This is a genomic window from Humibacter soli, assembly GCF_054779035.1.
The window spans coordinates 141,677-165,406 of sequence record NZ_BAAGYX010000001.1; the positions used below are offsets into that span (position 1 = coordinate 141,677).

Genomic DNA, 23,730 nt, shown 5'->3' on the forward strand with positions numbered 1-23,730 from the left:
GAGGGCAGGGCCCGCGCTCGGCCGGGACGGGTCACTACCCGGGCCGGGTCAGACGAGGCCGGGGACGGGTCAGACGATGTTGAGCAGGAGGTGGCCGCTCGAGACCGTCGTCCCTACCTCGGCGTTGATGCCCGTCACCGTTCCGTCCTTGTGGGCGGTGAGCGGCTGCTCCATCTTCATCGCCTCGAGCACGAGCACGAGGTCGCCCTTGACGACCTGATCGCCCTCGCCGACGGCGAGCTTCACGACGGTCGCCTGCATCGGCGCCGTGATCGAGTCGCCCGTGGCAGTCGCGACCGAGTGGGTTGCGGACTTGCGCTTCGGCGCATGCCCGACGGATGCCCGGCCGCCGGAAATCAGCAGACGGGTCGGCAGGCTGACCTCGACGCGCTTTCCGCCGACCTCGACGACCACACTGTGTCGCGACTCGGCCTCTGGCGAGTCCGCGGACTCACCGCTCCACGGCTCGAGCTCGTTCACGAACTCCGTCTCGATCCAGCGCGTGTACACGCTGAACGAATGCCCGTCCTCCGGTGCGAACGCCGGGTCGCGCACGATCGCGCGGTGGAACGGCAGCACCGTCGGCAGCCCGGCCACCTCGAACTCGTCCAGCGCACGGCGCGAGCGCTCGAGTGCCTCCTCGCGGCTCGAGCCGGTGACGACGAGCTTCGCGAGCAGCGAGTCGAACGCACCGGAGATCACGTCGCCCGACTGAACGCCGGACTCGACGCGAACCCCAGGGCCCGAGGCCGGTTTGAAGACGTGCACCGGTCCGGGAGCTGGTAGGAAGCCGCGCCCGGGGTCCTCGCCGTTGATGCGGAACTCGAACGAATGGCCGCGCGGCGCGGGGTCGTCGTAGTCGAGCACTCCGCCCTCCGCGATACGGAACTGCTCGCGCACCAGGTCGATACCCGTGACCTCCTCGGACACGGGATGCTCCACCTGCAACCTCGTGTTCACCTCGAGGAACGAGACGGTTCCGTCCTGGCCGATGAGGAACTCGCAGGTGCCGGCGCCGAGGTAGCCGACCTCCTTGAGGATGGCCTTCGACGACGTGTAGAGCTGCTCGCGCTGCTCGTCGGAGAGGAAGGGCGCAGGCGCCTCCTCGACAAGCTTCTGGTGACGTCGTTGCAGCGAGCAGTCGCGGGTCGACACGACGACGACGTTGCCGTGGGCATCCGCGAGACACTGGGTCTCGACGTGTCGGGGCTTGTCGAGGTACTTCTCCACGAAGCACTCTCCGCGACCGAACGCCGCGATCGCCTCACGCGTCGCCGACTCGAAGAGTTCGGCCACCTCGTCGCGATCACGCGCGACCTTCAGTCCTCGTCCGCCCCCGCCGTACGCCGCCTTGATGGCGACCGGCAGGCCGTGTACGTCGACGAAGTCGAGCACCTCCTGCGCGTTCTCCACCGGGTTCAGGGTGCCGGGAGCAAGGGGCGCACCGACCTTCTCGGCAACGTGACGTGCGGAGACCTTGTCGCCAAGACGCTCGATGGCCTCGGGGCTCGGGCCGATCCAGATCAGGCCTGCATCGATGACGGCGCGTGCGAAGTCGGCGTTCTCGGCGAGGAAGCCGTAGCCGGGATGCACGGCGTCCGCACCGGAACGACGGCAGACCGAGAGCAGCTTCTCGATGGAGAGGTAGGTGTCGGCGCTCGTCGCTCCGTCGAGGGCGAAGGCCTCATCTGCGAGGCGCACATGCACGGCGTCACGATCCTGGTCGGCGTAGACCGCCACCGACGCGATCCCGCTGTCGCGGGCGGCCCGGATGACTCGTACGGCGATCTCGCCGCGGTTGGCAATCAGGACCTTCGAGATGTCTGGCACAGTCTCCAAGCCTATTGAGACGAGTAAACGAGGGTTTGAATGGTGTGCACAAACCTGACTCGCAGGCATTTCGGATGCCTACAACGGGTTACAAAGACGAGCCGCGATTCCAGAGGTCCGTCCACTCGTATCCGAGCTGCTTCACCAGCGCGCGCAGCGTCGACAACGAAAGCCCGACGACCGTGCTCGGATCACCGGCGACCCGCGTGATGAACGGCCCGCCGAGACTGTCGATCGTGAAGGCACCGGCCACCTCGAGCGGCTCCCCTGTGGCGACGTACGCGTCGATCTCGGCGTCGTCGATGTCGTCCGCGAACGTCACCGACGCCTCGGCGACCGCTCCGACCGCTGCCCGCGGCTCACCGCCCGTGTGGTCGATCAGCCAGTGTCCGGAGTGCAGCACCCCCGTGCGTCCGCGTTGCGCGTGCCAGCGCGCTCGAGCCACCGACGCCTCGTGCGGCTTGCCGTGGATGACCCCGTCGATGTCGAACGCGGAGTCGCCGCCCAGGATGAGCCCGTCGATCCGCTCACCTCCGACGCTGCCACCCACCACGGCCTCCGCCTTCGCCCGTGCCAGCAGCTGCACCATATCGGCGGCGGGAAGGGGCCCGAGCTCGGCCTCCGCGGCGGCGACCGTTGCTGGTTCGTCCACGCCCGGCGAGATGGTCAGCGGTTCGACTCCGGCCGAGCGCAGAAGGGCGAGACGGGCCGGCGAGGTGGAGGCGAGATACAGGCGCACCTGACCCATTGTGCCCGCGGCTGCGCTCATGCAGGCAGCTGAGCTCATGCAGTGCTCTGGGCTCGCGCAACAATCTCAGTTCACGCAGGGAATCGACGACGACGAGATGACGCCGTTCGTTCCAAAGGTGTTCGACGGTGCAGGGGTCTTCGCCGGTGCCGCCGAGCTCTTGCCCTGCCCGCCCGAGGTCGCCGGGTGAGTGGGGGGCGAGGCGGAAGCGTCTGACGCCGCGATGAGCTGCGCTGTCGTCGCCCTCACCTGGCCGAGGTCGACGAGGTTGACATCCTGACCGTCCACATAGCCGAAGGACGAGATCGGCAGTGTCTCGAAGCTGATGCCGCCTCCGCTGAACCGCTTCGCGTCCGACGCGAGGCTGAGCAGGTTCAGGCCGGTGTCGACAGCCATGTCGTTCTTCGCGGTGCCGAGCATCTTCTCCATGACGCCGAACTGGTTGAAGACGTTCTCGTGCCCGAGTTTGTTGGCGAGCGAGATGATGAACGCCTGCTGACGACGTTCCCTGTCGAGATCGGTGAGGTTGACGGGGGAGCTCGTCGTGTCGCGCCGCTGCCGAACGAAGGCGACGGCCTGTGCCGCCGAGATCTGCTGCAGTCCCTTGGCGAAGTTCGCGCCGGAGTAGCTGTCGGCCGTCGCCTCGTTGAGGCAGACCTGGATCGGCTGAACCGCCACCGCAAGCTGGTAGAACGCACCCATCGTCACCTCGACGAAGTGGTTGATGTGCACGTTCAGGAACTGCGAGACCGTCTTCACCTCTTCGACCCGTGCGGCAGAACGCGCCTGCTGGTAGGCGTCGGCATGCGAGAGGTTCGGCTGGGTCTGCGTGAGGTGGGTGAGGGTGTCGTCGAGTTGCAGCCCGTACGCCTGCTTGATCTTGCCCATCGACGTGCCGTCGGGGGAGCCGGGCAGGCTGACCCAGTCGTCGCGGGGGATCGAGATGCCTACAGGATGCCCGCCGCCGGCCGGGATGTGCAGCAGCATCAGAACGTTCGCGTTGTAGCCACCGTCGTCGGCAGTACCGGCGTGCAGGGCGTTGTACACGTCGGCGGGCAACGGGTTGCCGTTCTCGTCGAGGCGGCTGTCGAGCCCCATCACGAGGATGTTCGTCTCGGCCGTGTTCTGCACCGGCCCGAGGCTCGTTCGGTGGATGCCGTTCGACAGCTGCTGGTATTGCGAATAGACGAACACGCCGGTGCCGATCAGCAGCAGCACGACGCACGCTGCGATGACTCCCGCGATGCGCCTGCGGCGTCGGACGCGTGCGCGTCGGTCCGGCGCAGGTCCGCGGGGAACAGATGCGCGAGGGGCCGAGGTGCGAGGCGCAGGACCACCCGCCGCTGCGGGAGCACGGGTATCACGAGGAACGCGGACCTCCTCATCGAGACTGTCCTTGGCGGCACGCGATCCTGGGTCGCGGGGCTTGTTCACCCTGGCGAGCTTCTTCGGATCGATCGGGCGTCCGTTCTTGTAATACGTCACGTGCGCTCCTCGTCTCTCCGACCGTGTCTCGCCCCCTGGCGCGGTCACCGCGGTCACTCGGCTGCCATGGAGGTGCCCAATGGTCGCGCGGCGCAGAGGATGACCCTACGAGGTCGCACTGGGCGTCGGGTGAGCCTGCACTGGGCGTCCGGTGTGCCTGGGTGAACGGACTCGCAGAGCTCGGGATGCGCCACGCCGACCGTCTTCTCGCGGCGCGACGGGACGCGCCGATATGCGAGCATCGAAGGATGCCCCGCCCCGACCGCCGCCGCCCGACTCGTCGACCCGCTCCTCGACCGCCCGCCGAGTCGATCGAGCTCGAGCTCGACGTGACGGGGGTCGCGCACGGAGGCGTGTTCGTCGCCAGGCATGAGGGCCGCGTTGTCTTCGTCAGCGACACCCTTCCGGGTGAGAGGGTGCTCGCGCGCGTGTCGGACACCAGCCACGACAGATTCTGGCGGGCTGAGACCATTCGGGTCCTGCAACCGTCGGACCACCGCCGGCCTCACGTCTGGGGTGCGGCCTCGATCGACCGCAGTCCTGATGAGCGACCGGGCGGCGCAGAGTTCGGCCACATCGACCTGGCCCACCAGCGCGAGCTCAAGCACAGCGTGATCTCCGATGCACTCTCGCGCATGGCCGGCGTCGACGATGCGCCCGAGGTCGAGGCTGTCGCTGGCGATGACGAGCGCGACGGCACCCGCTGGCGCACTCGCGTGAGGCTGCAGATCGGCGAGTCGGGCACGGTAGGGCCGTTCGCGGCGAGGTCGCACAGGGTCATCCCGGTCGACGATCTGCCGTTGGCGACGGAGGCCGTCGAGCGGGCTGCCCCGCTCGACGAGCCGCGGAGCAGCGCGGGCTCGATCGACGTGACCGTGACCAGCGAGGGCTTCGTCTCCGTCGTGCGTCGCGATGCTTCGCGCACGCCGACGCATCGTCCGCAACAGATCCACGAACGAGTGGGCGACCGCCGCTTCGCGCTCTCGGCCACGGGATTCTGGCAGGTGCACCGGCACGCGCCACGCGTGCTCACCGAGGCCGTGCAGGACGCAGTGGATGCCGCACTCTTCGACCCCCGTGCCTTCAATCTCGACCTCTACGGCGGCGTCGGCCTGCTGGCCGCCGCGGTGGGGGACCGCTTCGGCCCGACGACGCGCATCACGAGCGTGGAGTCCGACGAGGACACCACGGACCACGCAGCCGCGAACCTCGCGGACTGGATCGGTGCCCAGACCGTGACCTCGAGGGTCGAGAACTACCTGCGCGAGCTCGCGAACCGATCAACGGAGGGTGAGCGATCGCGCCTGCGCGACGCGACGGTGGTGCTCGACCCGCCTCGGAGCGGTGCGGGACGCGAGGTCGTCGACCTGCTCTCCGGCCTGGCGCCAGCACAGCTGGTCTACGTCGCCTGCGACCCTGTCGCGTTCGCCCGCGACCTTCGCTGGTTCCGTGACCGTGGATACGAGCTGCGCCAGGCGCGTGCCTTCGACCTCTTCCCGAACACCCACCACGTGGAAATGGTCGCCTCCCTGGTCCGCGCCGACTGAGTCTTCGCTGGTCGAGTAGCGCACCTCCGTCGCACATCAGCCATCTCACAACGCAACACGCTCGCCGATGCGGCGGCCGTGACGGCGCATCGATCGCAACCGTGCACCCGGTCGACCGCGGCATGCCCGGCGGGGACGGGCGTGCCGGACCGGCACAGATGCGGCGGCCGTGACGGCGCATCGATCGCAACCACGCGGCCGGTCGACCGCGGCATGCCCGGCGGGGACGGGCGTGCCGGACGAATAGACTGCTGTCTATGGTGCGGGTGGCGATCGTCGATGATCACGAGTCCGTCCGTCTCGGCCTTCAGGCCGCCTGTCGCGACGCGAGTTACGAGGTCGTCGCCACCGGCGCGACCGTCGGAGCCGTGCTCGACGCGCTGCCCGAGGTGGGATGCGACGTCGTCGTTCTCGACCTGTCGCTCGGCGACGGCTCCAGCATCACGGAGAACGTGAAGCAGGTGCAGGCGACCGGCGCCGGCGTGCTCGTGCACAGCATCGCCGATCAGGTGGCCAGCGTGCGCGAGTCGCTCGCTGCGGGTGCTGCAGGGGTCATCCCGAAGTCTGCGCCGACCACTACGCTCATCGCCGCCATCAAGTCGGTCGCGGCGGGAGAGGTGCTCAACAACCTCGAGTGGGCGAGCGCCATCGACGCCGACAGCGAGTTCGCCAAGGCGCAACTCGGCCGTCGTGAGCGGGATGTGCTGCATCTTTACGCATCCGGCCTGCCGCTGAAGGCGGTGGCCGAGCAGCTCGGCGTCGCGCACTCGACGGCGCGCGAGTACCTTGACCGTGTGCGCACCAAGTACGTCGAGGTGGGAAGGCCGGCCCCCACGAAGGTCGACCTGCTGCGTCGGGCCGTCGAGGACGGCATCCTGCCTGGCCTCGCCCCTGACGGACCGGGTGCCGCCGGCACGGCGAATGGCCGACACTGACACCGACGCGGCCCCGGTCATCCCGGCGGCGGTGACGGCGAGCCCACTCACCAGGGCTCGGGTGGAGCGTCTTGCGGCGCGTGCCATCGCAGGGTTCAGCTGGGTGTTCGGGCTGCAGGTCATCCCCGTGATCGTCGTGCAGTCGCAGTATCTCCATCCCGCGTACACGACGACCGTGGCCGTGGTGCTCTTCGCCTCGCTCGCCTGGCTCGGTGTCGCTTCCGTGTTCGGCCGCACCGTGCGAGCCGCTGCGCTGACGTTCTGCTTCGCCTATGTCGGCGCCCTGGCGTTCTGGGTGTGCGGCATCACCGACGCTGCCTACTTCAACGGCATGCGGCCGTGGCTCTGGTATCTGCTGACCGTGGCGACGGCGTGCGCGGCACTGGCGATGCCGTTCGCCTGGGCGCTGGTGTACACCGTTGTCGTGCCCGCGCTCTACGGTGCGGTGCTCATCATCACGAGCGGCGCGGACTCCGTGACGCTCGCAGTGCTGGATGCGCTCTACGCGATGATCTTCGCCTCGCTGCTGCTGGCGATCATGACGATGATCCGCCAGGCCGCAAGTCAGGTGGATGACCGCCAAGCCGCTGCACTGGAACGTTACGAGATCGCGGTTCGCGCCCACGCGCTCGAAGCAGAACGCGTCGAAGTGGATGCCATCGTGCACGACAGCGTGCTGACAACTCTGCTCTCGGCGGCCAACGCCCACACCCCGGAGGCGATGCGGATAGCGGCGTCGATGGCGCAGGACGCCCTCGGACACCTCGACACGTCAGCTCCTCTCGCGCAGCCGGGCCGATCGCTCGACGCCATCCCGATGAGCAGGCTGCGTGATCGCATCGTCTCTGCCGCCCGATCGTTCACGGTTCCGTTCTCGATCGTGCCGCGCGTGCCGGGGGACGTTCTCGTCCCGGTCGGCGTCGCCGAGGCGCTGTACTCGGCCACCGTGCAGGCCATGGTGAACAGTGCACAGCACGCGGGAGGGGTGCTCGTGCGTCGCAGCCTCGCCATCGAGGCGGTCGACGACGGGGTACGCATCGTGGTGGCGGATGACGGCCACGGCTTCGACATCAGCCGCATACCTCCTGAGCGGCTGGGGCTCGAGGTGTCGATTCGCGAGAGGGTCGCGCTCGCCGGTGGCGTGGCATCCATCGACTCGGTGCCGGGGCGCGGGACCACCGTCGAGCTGCGCTGGCAGCCCCGACCGGATGAGGCGATGCAACCGTGATCACCGTGTCTCGCGGCGTGCTGGTGACGCTCACCGCCCTCTTCTCCGCGTACCACATCGTTCTCGGCGTCTCGTCGATGAGCGCATACCGGCATCCCGCGCCCGTCATCGTGGCGATTGCCCTGTACGCCGTCGCCACCGTACTTTCGCTGCTCGGCACGAGCACCATCGTGATGGCCGTGTGGGTTGCCGCGTTCGACCTCGCCGTGTCGGTCGCCATGCCCTTGCTGGTCTCCAGTCAGCTGGATGCCGCGAAGGAGAACGGATACGCCACCTGGTACGTGGCCGCGATCGGGACCCTGCTCACGATCGTCACGGTGCGCAGGAGAAGCCCGTTCGCCTGGATCGGCATCGCATTCCTCGCCGGATACACCGTCGCGGTCGCCGGCGTGGTCGCGCTGGGCTCGTACGGGGTGATCGGCAGCGTGGTCTGGGTCGCGGCGGCGGCGGTCGTCACCAGGGCTCTCGGTGCGATGACGAGGGATGCCGCACGCTTCGCCCGCGCAGAGCGTCAGGTCGTCGAGTGGCATGCCGAACAGGAGGCGCACGTCATCGAGCGTCAGCGGCGCCTGGACGAGACCTACCAGCGGGCTGCCCCGATGCTCATCCGCATCGCACAGAGTGGCGGCGTGCTCACCGACGAGGAGCGTGCGGAGTGCCTGCTGCTGGAGGCGGGCATGCGTGATGAGATCCGCGGGCGTGCACTGCTCGACGACACCGTTCGGGGGGCCATCCTCGAGACCAGGCGCAGGGGGGCGAACGTCGTGCTGCTGGATGACGGGGGACTCGACCAGCTCGATGCCGGCGACCTCACCCGCATCCACACGAGCCTGGCTGAGGCGATCGGACGCTCGAATGCGGACAAGTTCGTGGTGCGCACCGTCGAGAGCGCGTCTCCGGTGGCAGTGACCGTCGTCGGCCTCAGGTCGGGTTTGCGGATCGCAGCGCCGACCGACGGCAGCGTCGGCCCGAGGAATGCGATCGACACGGCTGCGGCCGACTCGGAGGGCGCCGACGACGAGGTGGAACTCTGGCTGGAGATTCCTCGTCACGAGCCATCGCGGCGGTAGAACGATTCCGGAAATGGAAGAAAGCCGCCGGTCTGCGACCGGCGGCTTTCTTAAGTCCCGAGTCGGGACGACAACCCGAATATCGTCCCGACTCGCCCCCAAAACACTCGCCCGCTTACCCTAGTCGGCGAATGAATGGCCGTGAATCTCAGAAGAGAGACACCTAGCAATCTCTATGATCGCCGGGTTTTCGCAAGAGGGATAGTCGTCATTTTGGGGGACAACCGGGGGACAATTCCGCGGGGCGCTCGGAGTGCTCGACATTCGTTGGTTGAGGAGCTCGCCGGCAAGACGCGCCGCTTCGCGGTACTCCTCAACAAGCGGTCTCGCCAGGCTCCCTTTAGCCGAAGCTCCGCCAGGCTCCGACTCCGCGATGGAGGGGGGCGCGGAGGGCTCGCTGGCTCTGTTGCCAGGCGGATTGCACGGACTCGTCCGACTGCGGTTCGTCCCCGGCGGCCTGCTCGTGCACGGCGGCGGTGAGAACGGCGGTGACGGCGGCGATCTCGGTGTCGGAGAGCCCAGGGGTCGTGAAGACGATCTGTGAGGCATCCAGCTCGGATGCCGCGCGATGCTTGGCCATCAGACGGCACTCCTGAAGGACATATCCCTGCTCACAGCGGAATGTTCCCGTGCTTCTTCGGCGGCAGCGTCGCCCGCTTGGAGCGCAGTGCCCGCAGCGCCTTCACCACGGCGATACGCGTCGCTGCCGGTTCGATCACGCCGTCGAGCTCGCCGCGCTCTGCTGCAAGGAAGGGGGACGCGACGTTGTACGTGTACTCGTTCGCGAGCTTGGCGCGTACGGCTGCGACATCCTCTCCCGCTTCCTCAGCGCGCCTGATCTCGCCGCGGTACAGGATGTTCACCGCACCCTGCCCGCCCATGACGGCGATCTCAGCGGTCGGCCAGGCCAGGTTGATGTCGGCGCCGAGCTGCTTGGAGCCCATCACGATGTACGCGCCGCCGTAAGCCTTGCGCGTGATCACGGTGACCAGCGGCGTCGTCGCCTCCGCGTATGCGTAGAGCAGCTTCGCGCCGCGGCGGATGACGCCGGTCCACTCCTGATCGGTGCCGGGCAGATAGCCGGGCACATCGACGAGGGTGAGGATCGGGATCGAGAACGAGTCGCAGAAGCGCACGAACCGCGCGGCCTTCTCACCGGCGTCGATGTTCAGCGTGCCCGCCATGGCGTTGGGCTGGTTCGCGATGATGCCGACCGAGCGGCCCTCGACGCGGGCGAAGCCGATGACGATGTTCGGCGCGAAGAGCGGTTGAACCTCGAGGAAGTCGGCGTCGTCGACGATGTGCTCGATGATGGTCGTCACGTCGTACGGCTGGTTGGGCGAGTCGGGGATGATCTCGTTCAGCTTGCGGTCGGCGTCGGTGATCTCGAGCTCCGACTCCGCGTCGTAGACCGGAGGATCGGTGAGGTTGTTGTCGGGGAGGAAGCTCAGCAGCGCGCGGGCGTAATCGAGGGCATCCTGCTCGTCGGATGCCAAGTAGTGGCTCACCCCTGACACCTTGTTGTGCGTGAGTGCACCGCCGAGTTCCTCGAAGCCGACATCCTCGCCGGTGACCGTCTTGATCACATCCGGGCCGGTGACGAACATGTGGCTGGACTTGTCGACCATGATCACGAAGTCGGTGAGGGCGGGGGAGTACACGGCACCGCCCGCGGCCGGCCCCATCACGATGGAGAGCTGCGGGATGACGCCGGAGCCCAGGGTGTTGCGCCGGAAGATCTCGCCGTACTTGCCCAGCGCGACGACGCCCTCCTGAATGCGGGCTCCGCCGGAGTCGAGGATGCCGATCATCGGCACACCCATCTTCAGGGCGTGGTCCATGACCTTGATGATCTTCTCGCCCGCGACCTCGCCGAGCGATCCGCCGAAGATCGTGAAGTCCTGGCTGAAGACCGCGACGTTGCGGCCGTGCACGGTGCCGATGCCGGTGACGACGGCGTCGCCGTATGGACGCTTGCCCTCCATGCCGAACGCATGGGTGCGGTGCCGCACGAACTCGTCGAACTCGACGAAGGAGCCGGGGTCGAGCAGCAGGTCGATGCGCTCCCTCGCGGTGAGCTTGCCCTTCGCGTGCTGCTTCTCGATCGCCGCCTGCCCGCTGGCAGTGACGGCCTCGTGGTAGCGCAGCTTCAGGTCGGCGATCTTGCCTGCCGTCGAGACGTCGGGCCCGGCGTCCTGCGAGACGGCCTCGCTGTCTGCGGTGTTGTCGGCGTCCGTGGTGGAGATGTCGGTCACCCGTTCACCTTACAAGCAGGCGTTTGGCGCATCTCGTTGACGGAATCGCACAAAAGGCGCCCGTTACCTGTTGAGATCCCGCGCACGCCGGGTCGTATGTCAGCCGGCCGGGACGGCCTGGGCGCCCGTCCACGCGGTTCCCGTCCAGTACGCACCCCAGATTCCGTTGTCGCCGCCCTGCCAGTACACCGACGTCGCGTTCTTGGCGTCGAGTGAAGCAGAGACCGCCGTGCCGGGACCGACGTTCGCCGGCAGCTGGTAGTAGCCCCTCCACGCCTTCCCATCCCAGAAGGTCTGGTACAGGCGGGAGTCGTTGCCCCGCCAGAAGACGTACTGCACGGCACCTGCCGTGACGGCCACGCCGACCTCCGAATTCACCCCGCCGGAAGCACCCGTCGTCATGATGCGGTGCTGGGTCGTCCAGGCCTTGCCCGTCCAGTTGGCTTCCCACAGATTGTTGTCTCCGCCTCGCCAGAAGACGTAGGTCCACCCCGCGCCGTCGATGCCCGAGGAGAGCGCTGCTCCTGGGCCGACATCCGCCGGAATCGAGTAGTAGTTGGACCACTTGCCGTTGGTACGAATGGACTGGTAGAGCCCATTGTTCTGGCCCTTCCAGAACACGTACGCCGTGCCATTCTTCGCGATGTCGAAGGTCGGGCCGGCCGTGGTCGCCGCCACACCGGGCGCCGTGACCTTGACGATCGCGGTCCACGTGCTGCCGTTCGTGCTGGTCGTGACCCAGACGCCGGAGTCACCGCCGCGCCATCCGACGATGAATTCGCCGGAGGCATTCACCGCAGCGCTGAGGCCGGTGCCCGGCCCGATCCACTTGCCGGTATCGGTGGACTTCGACCAGGTCGAGCCGGACTTCGTCTTCATCCACAGGTCGCCGTTGTTGCCCTTCCAGAACACGTACACCTTGCCCGCAGTGGTCTCTGCGGTGGCGACGTTGCGTCCGATTGCCGGCGCGACGGCGGGTTGAGTCGTCTTGACCGGATTCGTCTTGGCGAAGGTCTGCAGGTTGAGGAGCGAGCCGTTGAAGACATCCTGATCGCCCGGGAACGTGCCGGAGTCGGCGTACTGCCAGAACGTGTACTGGAACCAGCTGGCGGGGAGGGTGCCAGGACCCCCTGCGAGGTTCGACGTGTAGCGGGCGATGAACAGGGGGTTCTTCGAGAAGTTGGCGCTGTTGCCTGTGCACTGCGTCCACCAGTCGGTGGTGCTGTAGATCGCAGGGAGTCGTCCCGTCAGCGCCTGCACCGTGTTCGAGAAGTCGGTGATCCACGACACCATCTGCGCCTGGCTCAGGCCGTAGCAGGTGGCGCCATAGGGGTTGTATTCGATGTCGAGCAGGGGCGGCAGGGTCTTGCCGTCGGCAGACCACCCCCCGCCGTGTGCGACGAAGTAGTTCGCCTGCGCGTTGCCGGAAGACGTGTTCGGCGTTGCGAAGTGGTAGGCGCCCCTGATCAGTCCGGCTGCGTAGGAGTCGTTGTACTGCTCGGAGAACTCGCCGCTCGTGTAGTCAGTGCTCTCCGTCGCCTTGATGTAGGCGAATCTGGCGCCGTTGTTCCAGATCGTCGTCCAATTGGCCCGTGTCAGCGATTGCCATCCGCTCACGTCGAGCCCCTGTACGCCAGCCGGGGCAGCGGCCGCCGCGAACAATCTCGCATTCGCCTTGGGCGCCGCAGCCGAATCACGGGGGATGGTCGACCCCATCGTGTGGTTGTGAGTCGCGTTCATCTCAGCGAGAGTCGGAGTGGTCTCGTCGGGAGTAGCCGTCGCCGTCGCGCTTGGTGTGCTCGTGGGGGAGCTGGTGGGCGTTGGCGTCGGGGTCGGTGCGACCGTGGCGGGCGGTGTGTCGGTGGGTGCGCTGGTAGCACCGTCGGTGGAGGAGACGGCAGGTGGCGTCGAATCGGTATGCGCGGTGGTCGCCATGGCCGCAGTCGGCGCGAAGCCGAGCGCTGCAGCGCTGCAGCACGCGAACGCGAGTGTCATTATGCGACGTTTTGAGCCCCGAACAGCCACGAGTGTCCCCCTATGCCGATCCCGAACGGCAGTGTTAAACCTAGGGTGAATTGAGCGTGATACCGGTAGCGAAGCACGTTCGTAGGAGATTGCAGCATGGAATTCACCAGATCAACGCCATTTGCCGCCCGATTCGTGCAGCTCGCCAGCGCGGGATCCACGAATGACGAGCTCGCGAGAAGAGCTCGTGAAGGGGGTCGTGACGAGTGGCCGGAGTTCAGTGTCGTGGTGACCGACACGCAGACAGCAGGACGTGGCCGTCTCGGGCGCGCATGGACCGCTCCTCCGGGAACCATGCTGGCGATCTCTGTGCTGCTCTGGCCGCGTGAAGCAGGAATCACGCGGCCCGATTCCCTTGGCTGGCTTCCGTTGATGGCCGGCGTCGCCATGACCCGCAGCGTGCGTAAGCACGGAGTCGCGGCAGGGCTCAAGTGGCCGAATGACGTGCTGGTGGGTGACAAGAAGCTCTGCGGCATCCTCAGCGAACTCGTCAGCGACGGCGACGGTGCGGTTGTCGTCGGCGCGGGCGTGAACCTGACCCTCAGCGAGGCTGAGCTGCCGGTGCCGACCGCGACCTCCATGACGATCGAGGGAGCCACGGCGAGTGGAGACGACGTGCTCGCCGATTACCTCTCCGAACTTCGAGAGCTCTACCGGGCATTCGCCGCGGCGGCCGGCGCGGCAGACGACGCAGGATTGCTCGATGCCGTCAGCTCGGCGTGCAGCACTCTCGGTCAGACCGTGCGTGTCGAGCTGCCGGGAGGCGCCCCCGTGATCGGCGTCGCCGAGAGACTCGACACCAGCGGACGGATCGTCGTGAACGTGGATGGTCGTCGCACGCCTGTTGCCGCGGGTGATGTGACTCACCTGCGGTATTAATGGGCTTATGGCACTGACCGACGGGTACGCGGTGCCGCCCGCCGAACGCGTGGTGGCCAGGCTGCGTCGGCACGCCCGCCACATGTTCTGGCCGTCGGTCGCCTTGATCGCGATCTGCGGTGCGGCAGGTTACTTCGGCACCGTCTTCGACGGTTGGGTTTCCATCGCGATCTGGGCGGGAGCAGCACTGCTCGCGGTGCTGCTCTTTCTGCTCCCCCTCGGCGAGTGGCTGACCACGCGATACACCGTGACCACCCGTCGCCTCATCGTGCGCACCGGGCTCTTCGTGCGCGAGCGCCGGGAGCTGCTGCACAGCCGCGGCTACAGCGTGACCGTTCGCACCTCATGGCTGCAGTCGGCGTTTCGGAGCGGGAACATCGTCATCACCGCCACCGATCAGACCACAGTTGCGAGGCTGCGCGACGTGCCACGTGCGCACATGGTCACCGAGGCGTTGCACGACCTGATGGAGAACAGCCAACGGAAGTACGGTGTCGGCTGGCCGTCCGATTCCGAGCTCGCGCCGAGGCCTGCCGGCGGCCAAGTGAGCTCAGAAGGCCCGGTCCGCTGAGTCGGCGGTAGTCCGCACTGGCTCCTCGCGGCGCCGCGGCGGGATGCTCGGTGACCGGTGTGCACGTCGCGGTGAGTAGACCCAGAACCGGTAGAGCACGTATCGCACGACCGTGCCGAGGATGAGTCCGACAACGTTGCTCGCGATGTTGTCCGAGAGGAGGGAGTGCAGCCCGAGGACGTATCGGGAGACGCCGATGCACAGCAGCGGGACGCACATGCCGATCAAGCTCGCGAGCAGGAACTCGATGCCCTCGCGTGTCGTGTTCGACTGACGGTCGGAGGCGAAGGCCCAGTAGCGGTTGCCGACCCAGTTGACGGCGATCGCGACCAGTGTCGCCACCGCGGTGGCCAGAAGCGGGCCGTGCGGCATGCGCGACGGATTGAAGACCGTGAGCCACAGCAAGTTGAAGACCGCGAAGTTCACGATGAAGCCGACGCCGCCGACGGCACCGAACTTGATCAGCTGCAGAAGCTGAGCGAGCCACCCGGCGCGACGAGGGGCTTCGACCTCGCCTGTGCGGGTGTCGACCGTTTCTGTCATGGTGTCCACCCGTCCGATTGAAGAGGGGCGTGCGATTCCAAGCCCCGAGCGGCGAGCCTATCGAGGCGGCCAATGAGGCGCCTTGGAACGCGGTGGCGTTGCTGAGCGTTTGCGAAGACTGCTCTAAGCGTGCGCACTGAGACGCGTTCGCGTCAGCTCAGGCCGGCAGCATCCTTGCTGGCATCCTCATCGTCTTCATAGATGGAGAGGGCGGCGGCTTCGGCCTCCCGCTGCTTGATGGCGGTCAGGCCGTCTTTGCGGTGATGGCCGTACACCCAGTACCGATACATCACGAACCGGAACAGGGTCGCGAGTGCGAGGCCGATGACGTTCGCCGAGATGTTGTCTGCTGCGAGCGAGGTGAAACCGAGCACGTAGTGCGAGATCCAGAGACACAGAAGGCTGATGCCGAGCCCCGCGACAGAGATCACGGTGAACTCGAACAGCTCGAGCATGAAGTTCTTGCGGCGGTGCTCGCGGAAGGTCCAGTAGCGGTTGCCGAACCACGTCACGAGCGTCGCGATCGCAACCGACACGGTCTTCGCGCCGAGCGGGCTGTGGAAGAAGTTGTCGGTACCCGCGGACCCCAGACGCAGAAGGTTGAAGACGCCGACATCGACGACGTATCCGATGATCCCCACGACGCCGAACTTCAGCGCATAGCGCACGAGGCGGTCGTAGACGCTCTTGAGGAATCGCATGGATCGGGGATCGTTTCTGTTGGAGGCCTCGATGATTCTAAGGTGCGCCTCGCGCATCCACCGTCTCGTCCCTGCCCGGATAGGCTTTCACGGTGGCCAAGACAGTCGGTGTGATCGGTGGCGGACAGCTCGCGCGGATGATGATCCCCGCTGCATTGGAGCTCGGTGTGGGCATCCGCGTGCTCGCGGAGGCCGAGGGGATGTCGGCAGCCATCGCCGCCTCGGCTGTCGGCGACTACCGCGATCTCGACACGGTGCTGGCGTTCGCACGCACGGTCGACGTGGTGACGTTCGACCACGAGCACGTGCCACAGCCGGTACTTCGGGCTCTCGTCGAGGCGGGCATCCCTGTGCATCCAGGACCTGATGCGCTGCTGTACGCGCAGGACAAGCTGCTGATGCGGGCGAAGCTCTCCGAGCTCGGGCTCCCCGTGCCGGACTGGGCGGCCGTCGAGACGCCGGCCGAGCTGGCCGAGTTCCTCGCCGACCACGGCGACCGTGCCGTGGCGAAGACCGCCCGCGGCGGCTACGACGGCAAGGGCGTGCGGGTGATCAGCACCCCGCACGATGTCGACGACTGGTTCACCGCGCTCGCCGAGGACGGCAACGGCGGAGCCCTCCTGGTGGAGGAGTTCGTCGACTTCCGCCGCGAACTCGCCCAGCAGGTGGCGAGGCGCCCGTCCGGCGAGATCGTGGCGTGGCCCGTTGTCGAGACAGTGCAGCGCGACGGCATCTGCGCCGAGGTCGTCGCCCCGGCTCCCAACTCCGCCGGAAACGTCGCCCAGGTGAGCGAGGACATCGCGGTGCGCGTCGCCGAGGGGCTCGGTGTCACGGGGATGCTCGCTGTCGAGCTCTTCGAGACGACGGATGACCGCGTGCTGGTCAACGAGCTCGCGATGCGTCCGCACAACAGCGGGCACTGGAGCATCGACGGCTCGACGACGAGCCAGTTCGAGCAGCACCTGCGTGCCGTGCTCGACCTCCCGCTCGGCTCCACGGGCACCCTTGAGCCGTGGTCGATGATGATCAACGTGCTGGGCGGGCCGGATGACGCCACGATGGTCGACCGCTACGAGAAGGCCATGCGGGAGCATCCGACAGCCAAGTTCCACAGCTATGACAAGCTGTCGCGTCCCGGCCGCAAGGTGGGTCACGTCACCGTCTGCGGCGACGATCTGGACGAGGTCGCCTACCAGGCGCGTGGCGCAGCGGGGTTCTTCCAGGACTGACACCTAGCCTGGAAGGCATGCCCAGCGTGAACTCCCCGGCGTCCCCGCTCGTCTCCATCGTGATGGGGTCGGACTCCGACTGGGCCACCATGAAGGCAGCGGCAGACGCTCTTGCCGAGTTCGACGTGCCGTACGAGGTCGAGGTGGTCTCTGCGCATCGCACGCCGGAGAAGATGATCGCCTTCGGCAAGGATGCAGCAGCTCGGGGCGTCAAGGTCATCGTGGCAGGAGCGGGCGGTGCGGCCGCGCTGCCCGGCATGCTGGCCTCCATGACGACGCTTCCCGTCGTGGGAGTTCCGGTGCCGCTGGCCAAGCTGGACGGCCTGGACTCCCTGCTCTCGATCGTGCAGATGCCCGCCGGAATCCCCGTCGCCACCGTCGCGATCGGCGGCGCCAAGAACGCGGGCATCCTCGCAGCGCGCATTCTGGGCACGAGCGATGCCGCTCTGTCCGAGCGTCTGGCGGACTACGCGGCAGGGCTCATCGAACTGGTCGAACAGAAGAACGCCGACCTCAAGGCGACGTTATGACCATCGCTAACCCGATGCGGTACCCGAACGTCAAGTCTCGCGACGTGATGACGCGACGGGGCTGGTGGCTCGTGGTGCTCAACCTGCTCATGCCGGGAAGCGTGCAGGTGCTCGCAGGCAACCGCAAGCTCGGCCGATTCGGACTGATCTGCACGTTCGTGCTCTGGGCCGCCGCGATCGTGGTGTTCATCTTCTATCTCGTGAAGCCGACGGCGGTGGTCGGCTTCTTCACGCAGACCCTCGCGCTGTTCGTGCTGCAGGTTCTGCTTGCGCTCTACGCGATCCTCTGGATCGTGCTGACTCTCGACACACTGCGACTTGTGCGCCTCGTCAGGGCGCGGCCCGCCGCACGCGCCGGTATCGCCGCCTTCGCCGTCGTGCTGCTCGTCGCCGTGTCGGGTACGGCCGCGTACGGCGCGGTGCTGGCAGGCAGTGCGCGTGGGGCCCTGTCCGGGATCTTCTCGGCCGGGGCATCCGTGGCCCCCGTCGACGGACGCTACAACATCATGCTTCTCGGCGGCGACGCCGGCCCGGGCCGTGATGGCATGCGGCCCGACAGCATGTCGGTTCTCAGCATCGACGCCGCGACAGGTCAGGCGGTCTCGATCGGCGTTCCGCGCGACCTCGATCCGGTGCCGTTCAGCGACGGTTCGCCGATGCAGAAGATCTACCCGAACGGCTACGGCTACAACGACACGTGCGACGTCGACGTGTGTCAGCTCAACTCCATCTACACCGAGGTCGAGCTGTACAAGCCGAAGCTCTACCCGAACGCCACGAAGCAGAACAGCCAGCCGGGCATCGAAGCGATGCGCGATGCACTCGAGGGCGTCACCGGGCTGAAGATCCAGTTCTACGTGCTCATCGACATGGAGGGCTTCCAGCAGCTGGTGGATGCCTTGGGCGGCGTCACCATCGACGTGAAGGAGAAGCTTCCGATCGGCGGTGATGAGAACCTCGTCGGCGTCACCGGATGGATCGAGCCCGGAGTTCAGCACATGAACGGGTATACCGCGCAGTGGTACGCCCGGTCTCGGGAGTCGACGAGCGACTACGACCGCATGGCACGTCAGCGCATTCTCGAGGACGCGATTCTGAAACAGTTCACGCCCGTCAACGTGGTGACGAAGTTCCAGGACATCGCCAAAGCCGGGCAGCAGGTGGTGAAGACCGACATCCCGCAGTCCATGCTGGGGTACTTCGTCGACCTGGGCATGAAGACCCGCACGCTGCCCGTGCAGAACCTCGAGCTTGTTCCGCCGACGGTGGATCCGGCGAACCCGGACTTCGACCAGATTCACGCCATGGTGAAGAAGGCGGTCAGCCCGCCTACCGCGACGCCGAAACCGTAGGAGCCTCTGCCCAGTCCGGCTCGACTCTGAGTCCTCCGGGCTAGCGCGGACAGACCCGGATCGATCCAGCGGAACCCAGCAGGCGCACGTTCCCCGTCGTGGAGGTGAGCTTGTTCCACCCTCCGGCCAATGTGACGGTCACCTGTCGTCCGATGTTCGCGCCGTCGGTCACGGTGTACTGGATCTGATTGGGCCCCGGCGCCTGCAGATAGGCCGTGGATCCGAGATCGATGTTGTCGGTGTTCGCGGGAGCCGTGACGCATCCGAGCGTGGTGAGAGGCGCCGACGACGGCTTGATCTGCACGAAGAGCGCGGCCTGCACCGTGAGACGTGCGGCCTCGTCGAAGTCCGTAGGGTGCAGCCATCCGCGATCCATCATCTGCTTCAGCTCCGCCATCGTGACCTGGGGTGCCCAGGTCGCTGCAGGGGTGGCGCTCGACGAATAGCCGCCCTGGCCGCTCTTGATGATGTCCATGGCCGCCGAGAACTCCTGCCTCACCTGGGCGACCTCCGCTGACCTACCGGCAAGCATCGGCATGAGCACGGTGAAGTTGTAGCCGACGACGAGCGCGATGACCATCACGAAGCCGACGACGGGCAGGCCGAGCCGGTCGCGAAGGGTGCTCAGTGCGAGCATCGCCATGGGCAGGAACAGCACGGTGACCATGAAGACGTACCGACTGGCCGTCGCGCTGTCGAGATTCAGCCGGCTGTAGGCGGTGAGCGCAGCGAACAGGACTGCGGCGAGAAGACAGGCGTAGGTCGCCGTCCACCGTCGAGGAGCGGTGGGCAAGCGGAACAACGACCACGCGACGACGACGCCGAACACCACCTCGCCGAGCGCGGCGATCCCCACGACGTTTCCGGTGCCGCCGGCGAGCATGCTCAGGATGTACGGCGGCCCCTTCGTCAGGTACTGGAACAGCGAGGTGGCGTGGAAGTCGTTCGACGGGCTGTGCAGCGCGACGACCACGTACCAGATTCCGTAGGCGAGAACGCCGGGAACGAAGAGGAGCACCGCCTTCCAGAAACCTCGATAGACGATGGCGACGACGCCGGCGCCCACGAGCATCGGGAGGGATGTCCCCGAGGTCGCCAGCGCCAGGATGGACAGCACGATCACCCCGATCGTCTCTCCCACCCCGAAGCGCTCGCGCATGAGGAGGAGCATCACGATCAGGGACAGGGCGATCGCTCCCATGAAGCCGACCTGGAACGCCCAGAGGATGTTCTCTCCTCCTGCGCCGAGGAAGCAGATCAGCGCGCTGGCCGCCGTCGCGATCCACGGTGCGACGCCTGCCTTCAGCATGATGCGCCAGATCAGCGTCGCGAGACCGAGCTGCGCGATGATGACCGGGATCGCGAAGGGAAGGAAGTTGTCGAGACCGAAGATGTTGCGGATGCCCAGGTAGAGCAGCATCGGGACGGTGCTCCAGTGCCCGACGTGCGGTGCCCAGATGCTCGGATGATCGGCGACGACGAAGGTCCAGTCGTCGTAGAACAGCCCCTGATGACGGGACTCGTACAGCAGGAAGAGCGCCGCGACGACCAGGATGACGTAGTGCACGCCCGTGGCGGTGCCCAGCCACTGGACCACCGTGCGGAGCCTGGACCTTGCGGTGGTCCGGGTAGCCCGGGGAACGGTCGATTCCGACGTTGCGGTGCTCATTCGCTGGTCGTCGCCCTCACGTTGATGGTGGACAGAGAACGTCGCGGTGCTAGATCGTGCCCTCGTCGACCGCGTTCGTGATCCAGGGGATGACCTCGTCGAGCATCTCATCGAGTGTCGTCGTCGCTTCGAAGCCCAGAACCTCCTTGGCCTTCGATACATCGGGAACGCGCTTCTGCACGTCGTGCTCGAAGCCGGGGTCGTTCACGAGACGCAGCGGGACATCCGGTCCCTTGATCTTGCGCCAGATCACATCGGCGAGCTGGGTCACCGAGTGGCCCTCAGCCGTGGAGATGTTGAAGTCGTTGTTGTAGGCGCCATCGTGCTCGAGGCTGAGCACGATGCCTCGCGCGAGGTCGCCGCCGTACGTGTAATGACGGATCTGGTCTCCGTTGCCGAGGATGTGCAGGGGGTCCTGACCCTTGAGGACCTTCTGCACCAGGTCGGGGACGACATGGCTCATGGCGAGCTTGACGTTGCCGGAGTCGATCTCGACATCGCCGAGCGCACGGGATTCTCCGATGCCGACGCAGTTGAAGGGACGGAGGATCGTGTACGGCAGCTTGTACTGGTCCCATGCGGCACGGGCGAAATACTCGACGGCGAGCTTCTGGAATCCGTACGAGGAGAGCGGCGGCGGCACCTCACGCTCGTCACCCTCCTTGCTCGGCCAACGGTCGGTCGACTCGAACACCATCGACGACGACATGTAGGTGACCTTCTGCAGGCGGCCCGTCTTCTTGCGCGCGGCGATCGCGGCATCCACCGACGAGGCGATGATGCGCTCGTTCTGGGCGATCAGGTCGTACGCGTAGGTGTGGAAGTACGAGATGCCGCCGATCAGCGCGGCTCCCGCGATGAAGTGGTCGACATCCGCGAGCAGCTCCGTCATGAGCGCGGTGTCCTGCACATCGCCGACCACCAGCTTGTAGTCGGGGTGGTCGTCGTACGACTTCTTGACCTCGCCGTACTTGGAGTAGTTGTCGACTCCGACGACCTCATATCCCTTGGAGAGCAGCTCTTCGACGATGTATCCGCCGATGAATCCGCTCGAGCCGGTGACCAGTACTTTCGTCATTGCGCGTCGTCCTTTGTTTCGAGGTTCTGGGATTTGGCCCTCAACTCCTCGAGCGTGAGTTGGGGGCCGTAGGCGAAGCGGTACCAGCGCAGGTATTTGGGTATCCACTTGCCGAGTTGGAAGTTCGACTCGCCGAACGTGCGGTCGAGCCAGATGGTGGGGATCTCCGCGACCGGCCGACGCAGTCGCTTGGCCTTCGCCGTCAGCTCGAGACCGATCTCGAAGCCGTCGCGGCTGTCGATGCCGACCTCGCGAACGAACTCGCTGTTGTAGGCCTTGAACGAGTTCGTGGCGTCGCGAGTGCCGATGCCGCACCAGAAATGCAGGGACTTGCCTGCCGTTCGCGAGAGGAAGGACTTGAGGCGGGGCCCGCCCACCTGTTGTCCGCCTGCCATGTAGCGCGACGCGGCAGCGACGACGACACCTCGCTCGACCAGACGCACGAGGTCGTCGATCTGCCGTGGGTCGTCGCACCCGTCGGCCATGGTCACGACCGTGGTCTTCGCTGATGCGTGGTCGATTCCGTACCTGATGGCGTTCGCCGGACCTCGGCCGTAGTCGTTGATGGCGATCGAGACCTGCGGGTGGTCTGTGTGGAAGGCGTCGACGGCCTCCACCGTGGTGTCCGTTGGGGTGTCGACGACCACGAGGAGTTCGTAGTCCAGAGTGACCGCCTCGACGATGCGCTCCAAGCCGGGGATGATCGCCGTGCCCTCGTTGTAGGCGGGGATGACGATGGAGACCCGCGGACGCGCGGACTCCGTCACACCCGCACTCCGTCGCCGAGAAGATTCCAGATGTCGGCGACGGGCTTCTCGGTGCGCAGGCCGCGGTACTCGGCATGAGGAGTCGCGATCACGAGGATGTCGGCCTTGGCGAGCACTGCGTCCAACGGCAGCAGCGTGTCGTCGGTCTCCTCCGTGACGTGCGGATCGGTCGCGATGACCGCCTTCGCCTTGAACTTGAGCACCCTGCGCAGCTTGTAGGAGAGGCTGGACCGGATGTCGTCAGAGCCGGCCTTGAAGGCCATGCCGAGGATGCCGACCGTGAGGTTCTCGAGGTCGTACGCCTTCTCGAGCTGCGTGACGACGTACAGCGGCAGGCCTTCGTTGACCAGCATGGCCGAGTGCCCGAGCGAGAACTTGTTGTCGCTGAACGCCGCCAGCTGCATCGTGTCCTTGAACAGGCACGGACCAGCGGCGAAGCCGGCGCCAGGCATGTCCTTGGCGCGCGGATAGTTGTGCGTCAGACCCTTGCGGATGCGCTCGAAGTCCAGACCTCGATCGTTGGCCATCATGTAGAACTGGTTGGCCGCGGCGAACTTGAGATAGCGCCACGTGTTCGTGAACAGCTTGGCGAGCTCCGCCTCTTCCGGTTCGAGATCGACGATCTCATCCGTCAGCGTCGAGAACAGCTCGGCGGCCCTGCGGCGGCCGTCCTCCGAGTGCGAGGACACGATCTGGGGGAGGGAGAACAGCTCCTCCATCGCCTTGTGCTCCGCGATGCGCTCCGGACAGAATGCGACCTCGATGTCGAGTCCGAGCCCCGCGATGGTGCGTTCGACCAGAGCAGTGACCCCCGGGTAGACGGTGCTGCGCAGGATGAGCAGCTGGCCGTCGCGGAAGAAGTCGCTCGTCAGCATCAACGCTCTGGGGATGGCGTTGGGATCAGGGTTGAGGTGCTCGTCGACGGGGGTGCCGATCACCACGACCACGTTGCGTGCCGTCGCCACGACGGCCGGGTCGATGGATGCCGTCAGAGTGCCCGCGTCGAGTGCCTTGCGCAGAACGGGCTCCGCGCCCGGTTCGCTGAACGGCAGCTCGCCGCGGAGGATCGTCTCGACGGTGGTCGGGTTGATGTCGTAGACGACGGTCTTCGAGCCTCGGTCCGCAAGCGCGATGGCCAGGGGGAGACCGACGTGCCCACCACCGCCCACGACGACGACATCGTTCTCAAATGTGTGTGTCAAGCCGGGTTCCCATCAGATCGCGGAAGGCGAGGAGCCAATCAAGAATAACGGCTCATGGCTGATGCCGAGGTCACTCTGGTACGGCG

The 23,730-nt window shown here is 66.6% G+C and carries 21 protein-coding genes; 9 read left to right on the forward strand and 12 right to left on the reverse strand.

The features are described from left to right. Positions 1-69 precede the first annotated feature (69 nt). The 3 genes from ACYVDN_RS00630 to ACYVDN_RS00640 all read right to left on the reverse strand — a co-directional run bounded on the left by ACYVDN_RS00630 (position 70) and on the right by ACYVDN_RS00640 (position 4,063). Positions 70-1,830: an acetyl/propionyl/methylcrotonyl-CoA carboxylase subunit alpha gene (locus tag ACYVDN_RS00630; protein WP_460567418.1), complete on the reverse strand. Its 1,761-nt coding sequence runs from the start codon at positions 1,828-1,830 to the stop codon at positions 70-72. Positions 1,831-1,918: 88 nt separating this feature from the next. Next, entirely contained in the window at positions 1,919-2,599 is a 681-nt protein-coding gene (locus tag ACYVDN_RS00635) for a Maf family protein (protein ID WP_460567420.1), read from the reverse strand. Positions 2,600-2,644: 45 nt separating this feature from the next. Beyond that, complete coding sequence (locus ACYVDN_RS00640) at positions 2,645-4,063, reverse strand: LCP family protein (RefSeq protein WP_460567422.1); 1,419 nt, start codon at positions 4,061-4,063, stop codon at positions 2,645-2,647. A gap of 248 nt (positions 4,064-4,311) precedes the next feature. Between ACYVDN_RS00640 and ACYVDN_RS00645 the strand changes: the two genes are divergently transcribed. The 4 genes from ACYVDN_RS00645 (at position 4,312) to ACYVDN_RS00660 (ending at position 8,843) form a co-directional block, all read left to right on the forward strand. Then, the gene (locus tag ACYVDN_RS00645; RefSeq protein WP_460567424.1) at positions 4,312-5,610 is read left to right on the forward strand and encodes a class I SAM-dependent RNA methyltransferase; all 1,299 of its coding nucleotides are present in this window, start codon (positions 4,312-4,314) and stop codon (positions 5,608-5,610) included. Between the two features lie 257 nt (positions 5,611-5,867). Then, positions 5,868-6,545: a response regulator transcription factor gene (locus ACYVDN_RS00650; protein ID WP_460567426.1), complete on the forward strand. Its 678-nt coding sequence runs from the start codon at positions 5,868-5,870 to the stop codon at positions 6,543-6,545. Further along, positions 6,532-7,773: a sensor histidine kinase gene (locus tag ACYVDN_RS00655; protein WP_460567428.1), complete on the forward strand. Its 1,242-nt coding sequence runs from the start codon at positions 6,532-6,534 to the stop codon at positions 7,771-7,773. The genes ACYVDN_RS00650 and ACYVDN_RS00655 overlap by 14 nt, the downstream gene beginning before the upstream one ends. Beyond that, positions 7,770-8,843, forward strand: a complete 1,074-nt coding sequence (locus ACYVDN_RS00660) for a hypothetical protein (protein WP_460567430.1) — start codon at positions 7,770-7,772, stop codon at positions 8,841-8,843. The genes ACYVDN_RS00655 and ACYVDN_RS00660 overlap by 4 nt, the downstream gene beginning before the upstream one ends. A gap of 340 nt (positions 8,844-9,183) precedes the next feature. Here the strand turns inward: ACYVDN_RS00660 and ACYVDN_RS00665 are convergent, their stop codons facing one another. The 3 genes from ACYVDN_RS00665 to ACYVDN_RS00675 all read right to left on the reverse strand — a co-directional run bounded on the left by ACYVDN_RS00665 (position 9,184) and on the right by ACYVDN_RS00675 (position 13,093). After that, positions 9,184-9,423 carry an acyl-CoA carboxylase epsilon subunit gene (locus ACYVDN_RS00665; RefSeq protein WP_460567432.1) on the reverse strand — a complete coding sequence of 80 codons (240 nt, stop codon included), beginning with the start codon at positions 9,421-9,423 and terminating at the stop codon, positions 9,184-9,186. Positions 9,424-9,454: 31 nt separating this feature from the next. Further along, positions 9,455-11,089 carry an acyl-CoA carboxylase subunit beta gene (locus ACYVDN_RS00670; RefSeq protein WP_460572169.1) on the reverse strand — a complete coding sequence of 545 codons (1,635 nt, stop codon included), beginning with the start codon at positions 11,087-11,089 and terminating at the stop codon, positions 9,455-9,457. 108 nt (positions 11,090-11,197) lie between these two features. Continuing rightward, the gene (locus ACYVDN_RS00675) at positions 11,198-13,093 is read right to left on the reverse strand and encodes a GH25 family lysozyme (protein ID WP_460567434.1); all 1,896 of its coding nucleotides are present in this window, start codon (positions 13,091-13,093) and stop codon (positions 11,198-11,200) included. A gap of 126 nt (positions 13,094-13,219) precedes the next feature. On the opposite strand from ACYVDN_RS00675, the gene ACYVDN_RS00680 reads away from it, so the two are divergent. Beyond that, positions 13,220-14,002, forward strand: coding sequence for a biotin--[acetyl-CoA-carboxylase] ligase (locus ACYVDN_RS00680; RefSeq protein ID WP_460567436.1), 783 nt, complete (start codon positions 13,220-13,222; stop codon positions 14,000-14,002). A gap of 7 nt (positions 14,003-14,009) precedes the next feature. Continuing rightward, entirely contained in the window at positions 14,010-14,573 is a 564-nt protein-coding gene (locus ACYVDN_RS00685) for a PH domain-containing protein (protein ID WP_460567438.1), read from the forward strand. Here the strand turns inward: ACYVDN_RS00685 and ACYVDN_RS00690 are convergent. Beyond that, positions 14,553-15,116: a GtrA family protein gene (locus tag ACYVDN_RS00690; protein ID WP_460567440.1), complete on the reverse strand. Its 564-nt coding sequence runs from the start codon at positions 15,114-15,116 to the stop codon at positions 14,553-14,555. The genes ACYVDN_RS00685 and ACYVDN_RS00690 overlap by 21 nt on opposite strands. 152 nt (positions 15,117-15,268) lie before the next feature. Next, on the reverse strand, positions 15,269-15,817 hold the full coding sequence (locus tag ACYVDN_RS00695; RefSeq protein WP_460567442.1) for a GtrA family protein: 549 nt from the start codon (positions 15,815-15,817) through the stop codon (positions 15,269-15,271). 92 nt (positions 15,818-15,909) lie between these two features. On the opposite strand from ACYVDN_RS00695, the gene ACYVDN_RS00700 reads away from it, so the two are divergent. Genes ACYVDN_RS00700 through ACYVDN_RS00710 form a run of 3 tightly spaced genes read left to right on the forward strand, consistent with a single transcriptional unit; the run spans position 15,910 to position 18,928 of the window. Then, on the forward strand, positions 15,910-17,046 hold the full coding sequence (locus ACYVDN_RS00700) for a 5-(carboxyamino)imidazole ribonucleotide synthase (protein ID WP_460567444.1): 1,137 nt from the start codon (positions 15,910-15,912) through the stop codon (positions 17,044-17,046). A gap of 17 nt (positions 17,047-17,063) precedes the next feature. Then, on the forward strand, positions 17,064-17,576 hold the full coding sequence (gene purE / locus ACYVDN_RS00705) for a 5-(carboxyamino)imidazole ribonucleotide mutase (RefSeq protein WP_460567446.1): 513 nt from the start codon (positions 17,064-17,066) through the stop codon (positions 17,574-17,576). After that, positions 17,573-18,928, forward strand: a complete 1,356-nt coding sequence (locus ACYVDN_RS00710; protein WP_460567448.1) for an LCP family protein — start codon at positions 17,573-17,575, stop codon at positions 18,926-18,928. Before purE ends, ACYVDN_RS00710 begins: the two co-directional genes overlap by 4 nt. Before the next feature lie 40 nt (positions 18,929-18,968). On the opposite strand, the gene ACYVDN_RS00715 is transcribed toward ACYVDN_RS00710, so the two are convergent. The 4 genes from ACYVDN_RS00715 to ACYVDN_RS00730 form a co-directional block, all read right to left on the reverse strand. Continuing rightward, on the reverse strand, positions 18,969-20,525 hold the full coding sequence (locus ACYVDN_RS00715) for a hypothetical protein (RefSeq protein ID WP_460567450.1): 1,557 nt from the start codon (positions 20,523-20,525) through the stop codon (positions 18,969-18,971). 121 nt (positions 20,526-20,646) lie between these two features. Then, positions 20,647-21,675: an NAD-dependent epimerase/dehydratase family protein gene (locus tag ACYVDN_RS00720; protein WP_460567452.1), complete on the reverse strand. Its 1,029-nt coding sequence runs from the start codon at positions 21,673-21,675 to the stop codon at positions 20,647-20,649. Beyond that, positions 21,672-22,442 carry a glycosyltransferase family 2 protein gene (locus ACYVDN_RS00725; protein ID WP_460567454.1) on the reverse strand — a complete coding sequence of 257 codons (771 nt, stop codon included), beginning with the start codon at positions 22,440-22,442 and terminating at the stop codon, positions 21,672-21,674. The genes ACYVDN_RS00720 and ACYVDN_RS00725 overlap by 4 nt, the downstream gene beginning before the upstream one ends. Next, positions 22,439-23,644, reverse strand: a complete 1,206-nt coding sequence (locus ACYVDN_RS00730) for a nucleotide sugar dehydrogenase (protein WP_460567456.1) — start codon at positions 23,642-23,644, stop codon at positions 22,439-22,441. Before ACYVDN_RS00730 ends, ACYVDN_RS00725 begins: the two co-directional genes overlap by 4 nt. Positions 23,645-23,730: the final 86 nt, after the last annotated feature.

Excerpts from the sequence above, each read along its gene's own strand:
- ACYVDN_RS00710 (WP_460567448.1), top strand. The coding sequence starts at position 17,573 with ATGACCATCGCTAACCCGATGCGGTACCCGAACGTCAAGTCTCGCGAC.
- ACYVDN_RS00720 (WP_460567452.1), bottom strand. The coding sequence starts at position 21,675 with ATGACGAAAGTACTGGTCACCGGCTCGAGCGGATTCATCGGCGGATAC.
- ACYVDN_RS00685 (WP_460567438.1), top strand. The coding sequence starts at position 14,010 with ATGGCACTGACCGACGGGTACGCGGTGCCGCCCGCCGAACGCGTGGTG.
- ACYVDN_RS00645 (WP_460567424.1), top strand. The coding sequence starts at position 4,312 with ATGCCCCGCCCCGACCGCCGCCGCCCGACTCGTCGACCCGCTCCTCGA.
- ACYVDN_RS00690 (WP_460567440.1), bottom strand. The coding sequence starts at position 15,116 with ATGACAGAAACGGTCGACACCCGCACAGGCGAGGTCGAAGCCCCTCGT.
- ACYVDN_RS00635 (WP_460567420.1), bottom strand. The coding sequence starts at position 2,599 with ATGAGCGCAGCCGCGGGCACAATGGGTCAGGTGCGCCTGTATCTCGCC.
- ACYVDN_RS00650 (WP_460567426.1), top strand. The coding sequence starts at position 5,868 with ATGGTGCGGGTGGCGATCGTCGATGATCACGAGTCCGTCCGTCTCGGC.
- ACYVDN_RS00675 (WP_460567434.1), bottom strand. The coding sequence starts at position 13,093 with ATGACACTCGCGTTCGCGTGCTGCAGCGCTGCAGCGCTCGGCTTCGCG.
- ACYVDN_RS00655 (WP_460567428.1), top strand. The coding sequence starts at position 6,532 with ATGGCCGACACTGACACCGACGCGGCCCCGGTCATCCCGGCGGCGGTG.
- purE (WP_460567446.1), top strand. The coding sequence starts at position 17,064 with ATGCCCAGCGTGAACTCCCCGGCGTCCCCGCTCGTCTCCATCGTGATG.
- ACYVDN_RS00680 (WP_460567436.1), top strand. The coding sequence starts at position 13,220 with ATGGAATTCACCAGATCAACGCCATTTGCCGCCCGATTCGTGCAGCTC.
- ACYVDN_RS00665 (WP_460567432.1), bottom strand. The coding sequence starts at position 9,423 with ATGGCCAAGCATCGCGCGGCATCCGAGCTGGATGCCTCACAGATCGTC.
- ACYVDN_RS00695 (WP_460567442.1), bottom strand. The coding sequence starts at position 15,817 with ATGCGATTCCTCAAGAGCGTCTACGACCGCCTCGTGCGCTATGCGCTG.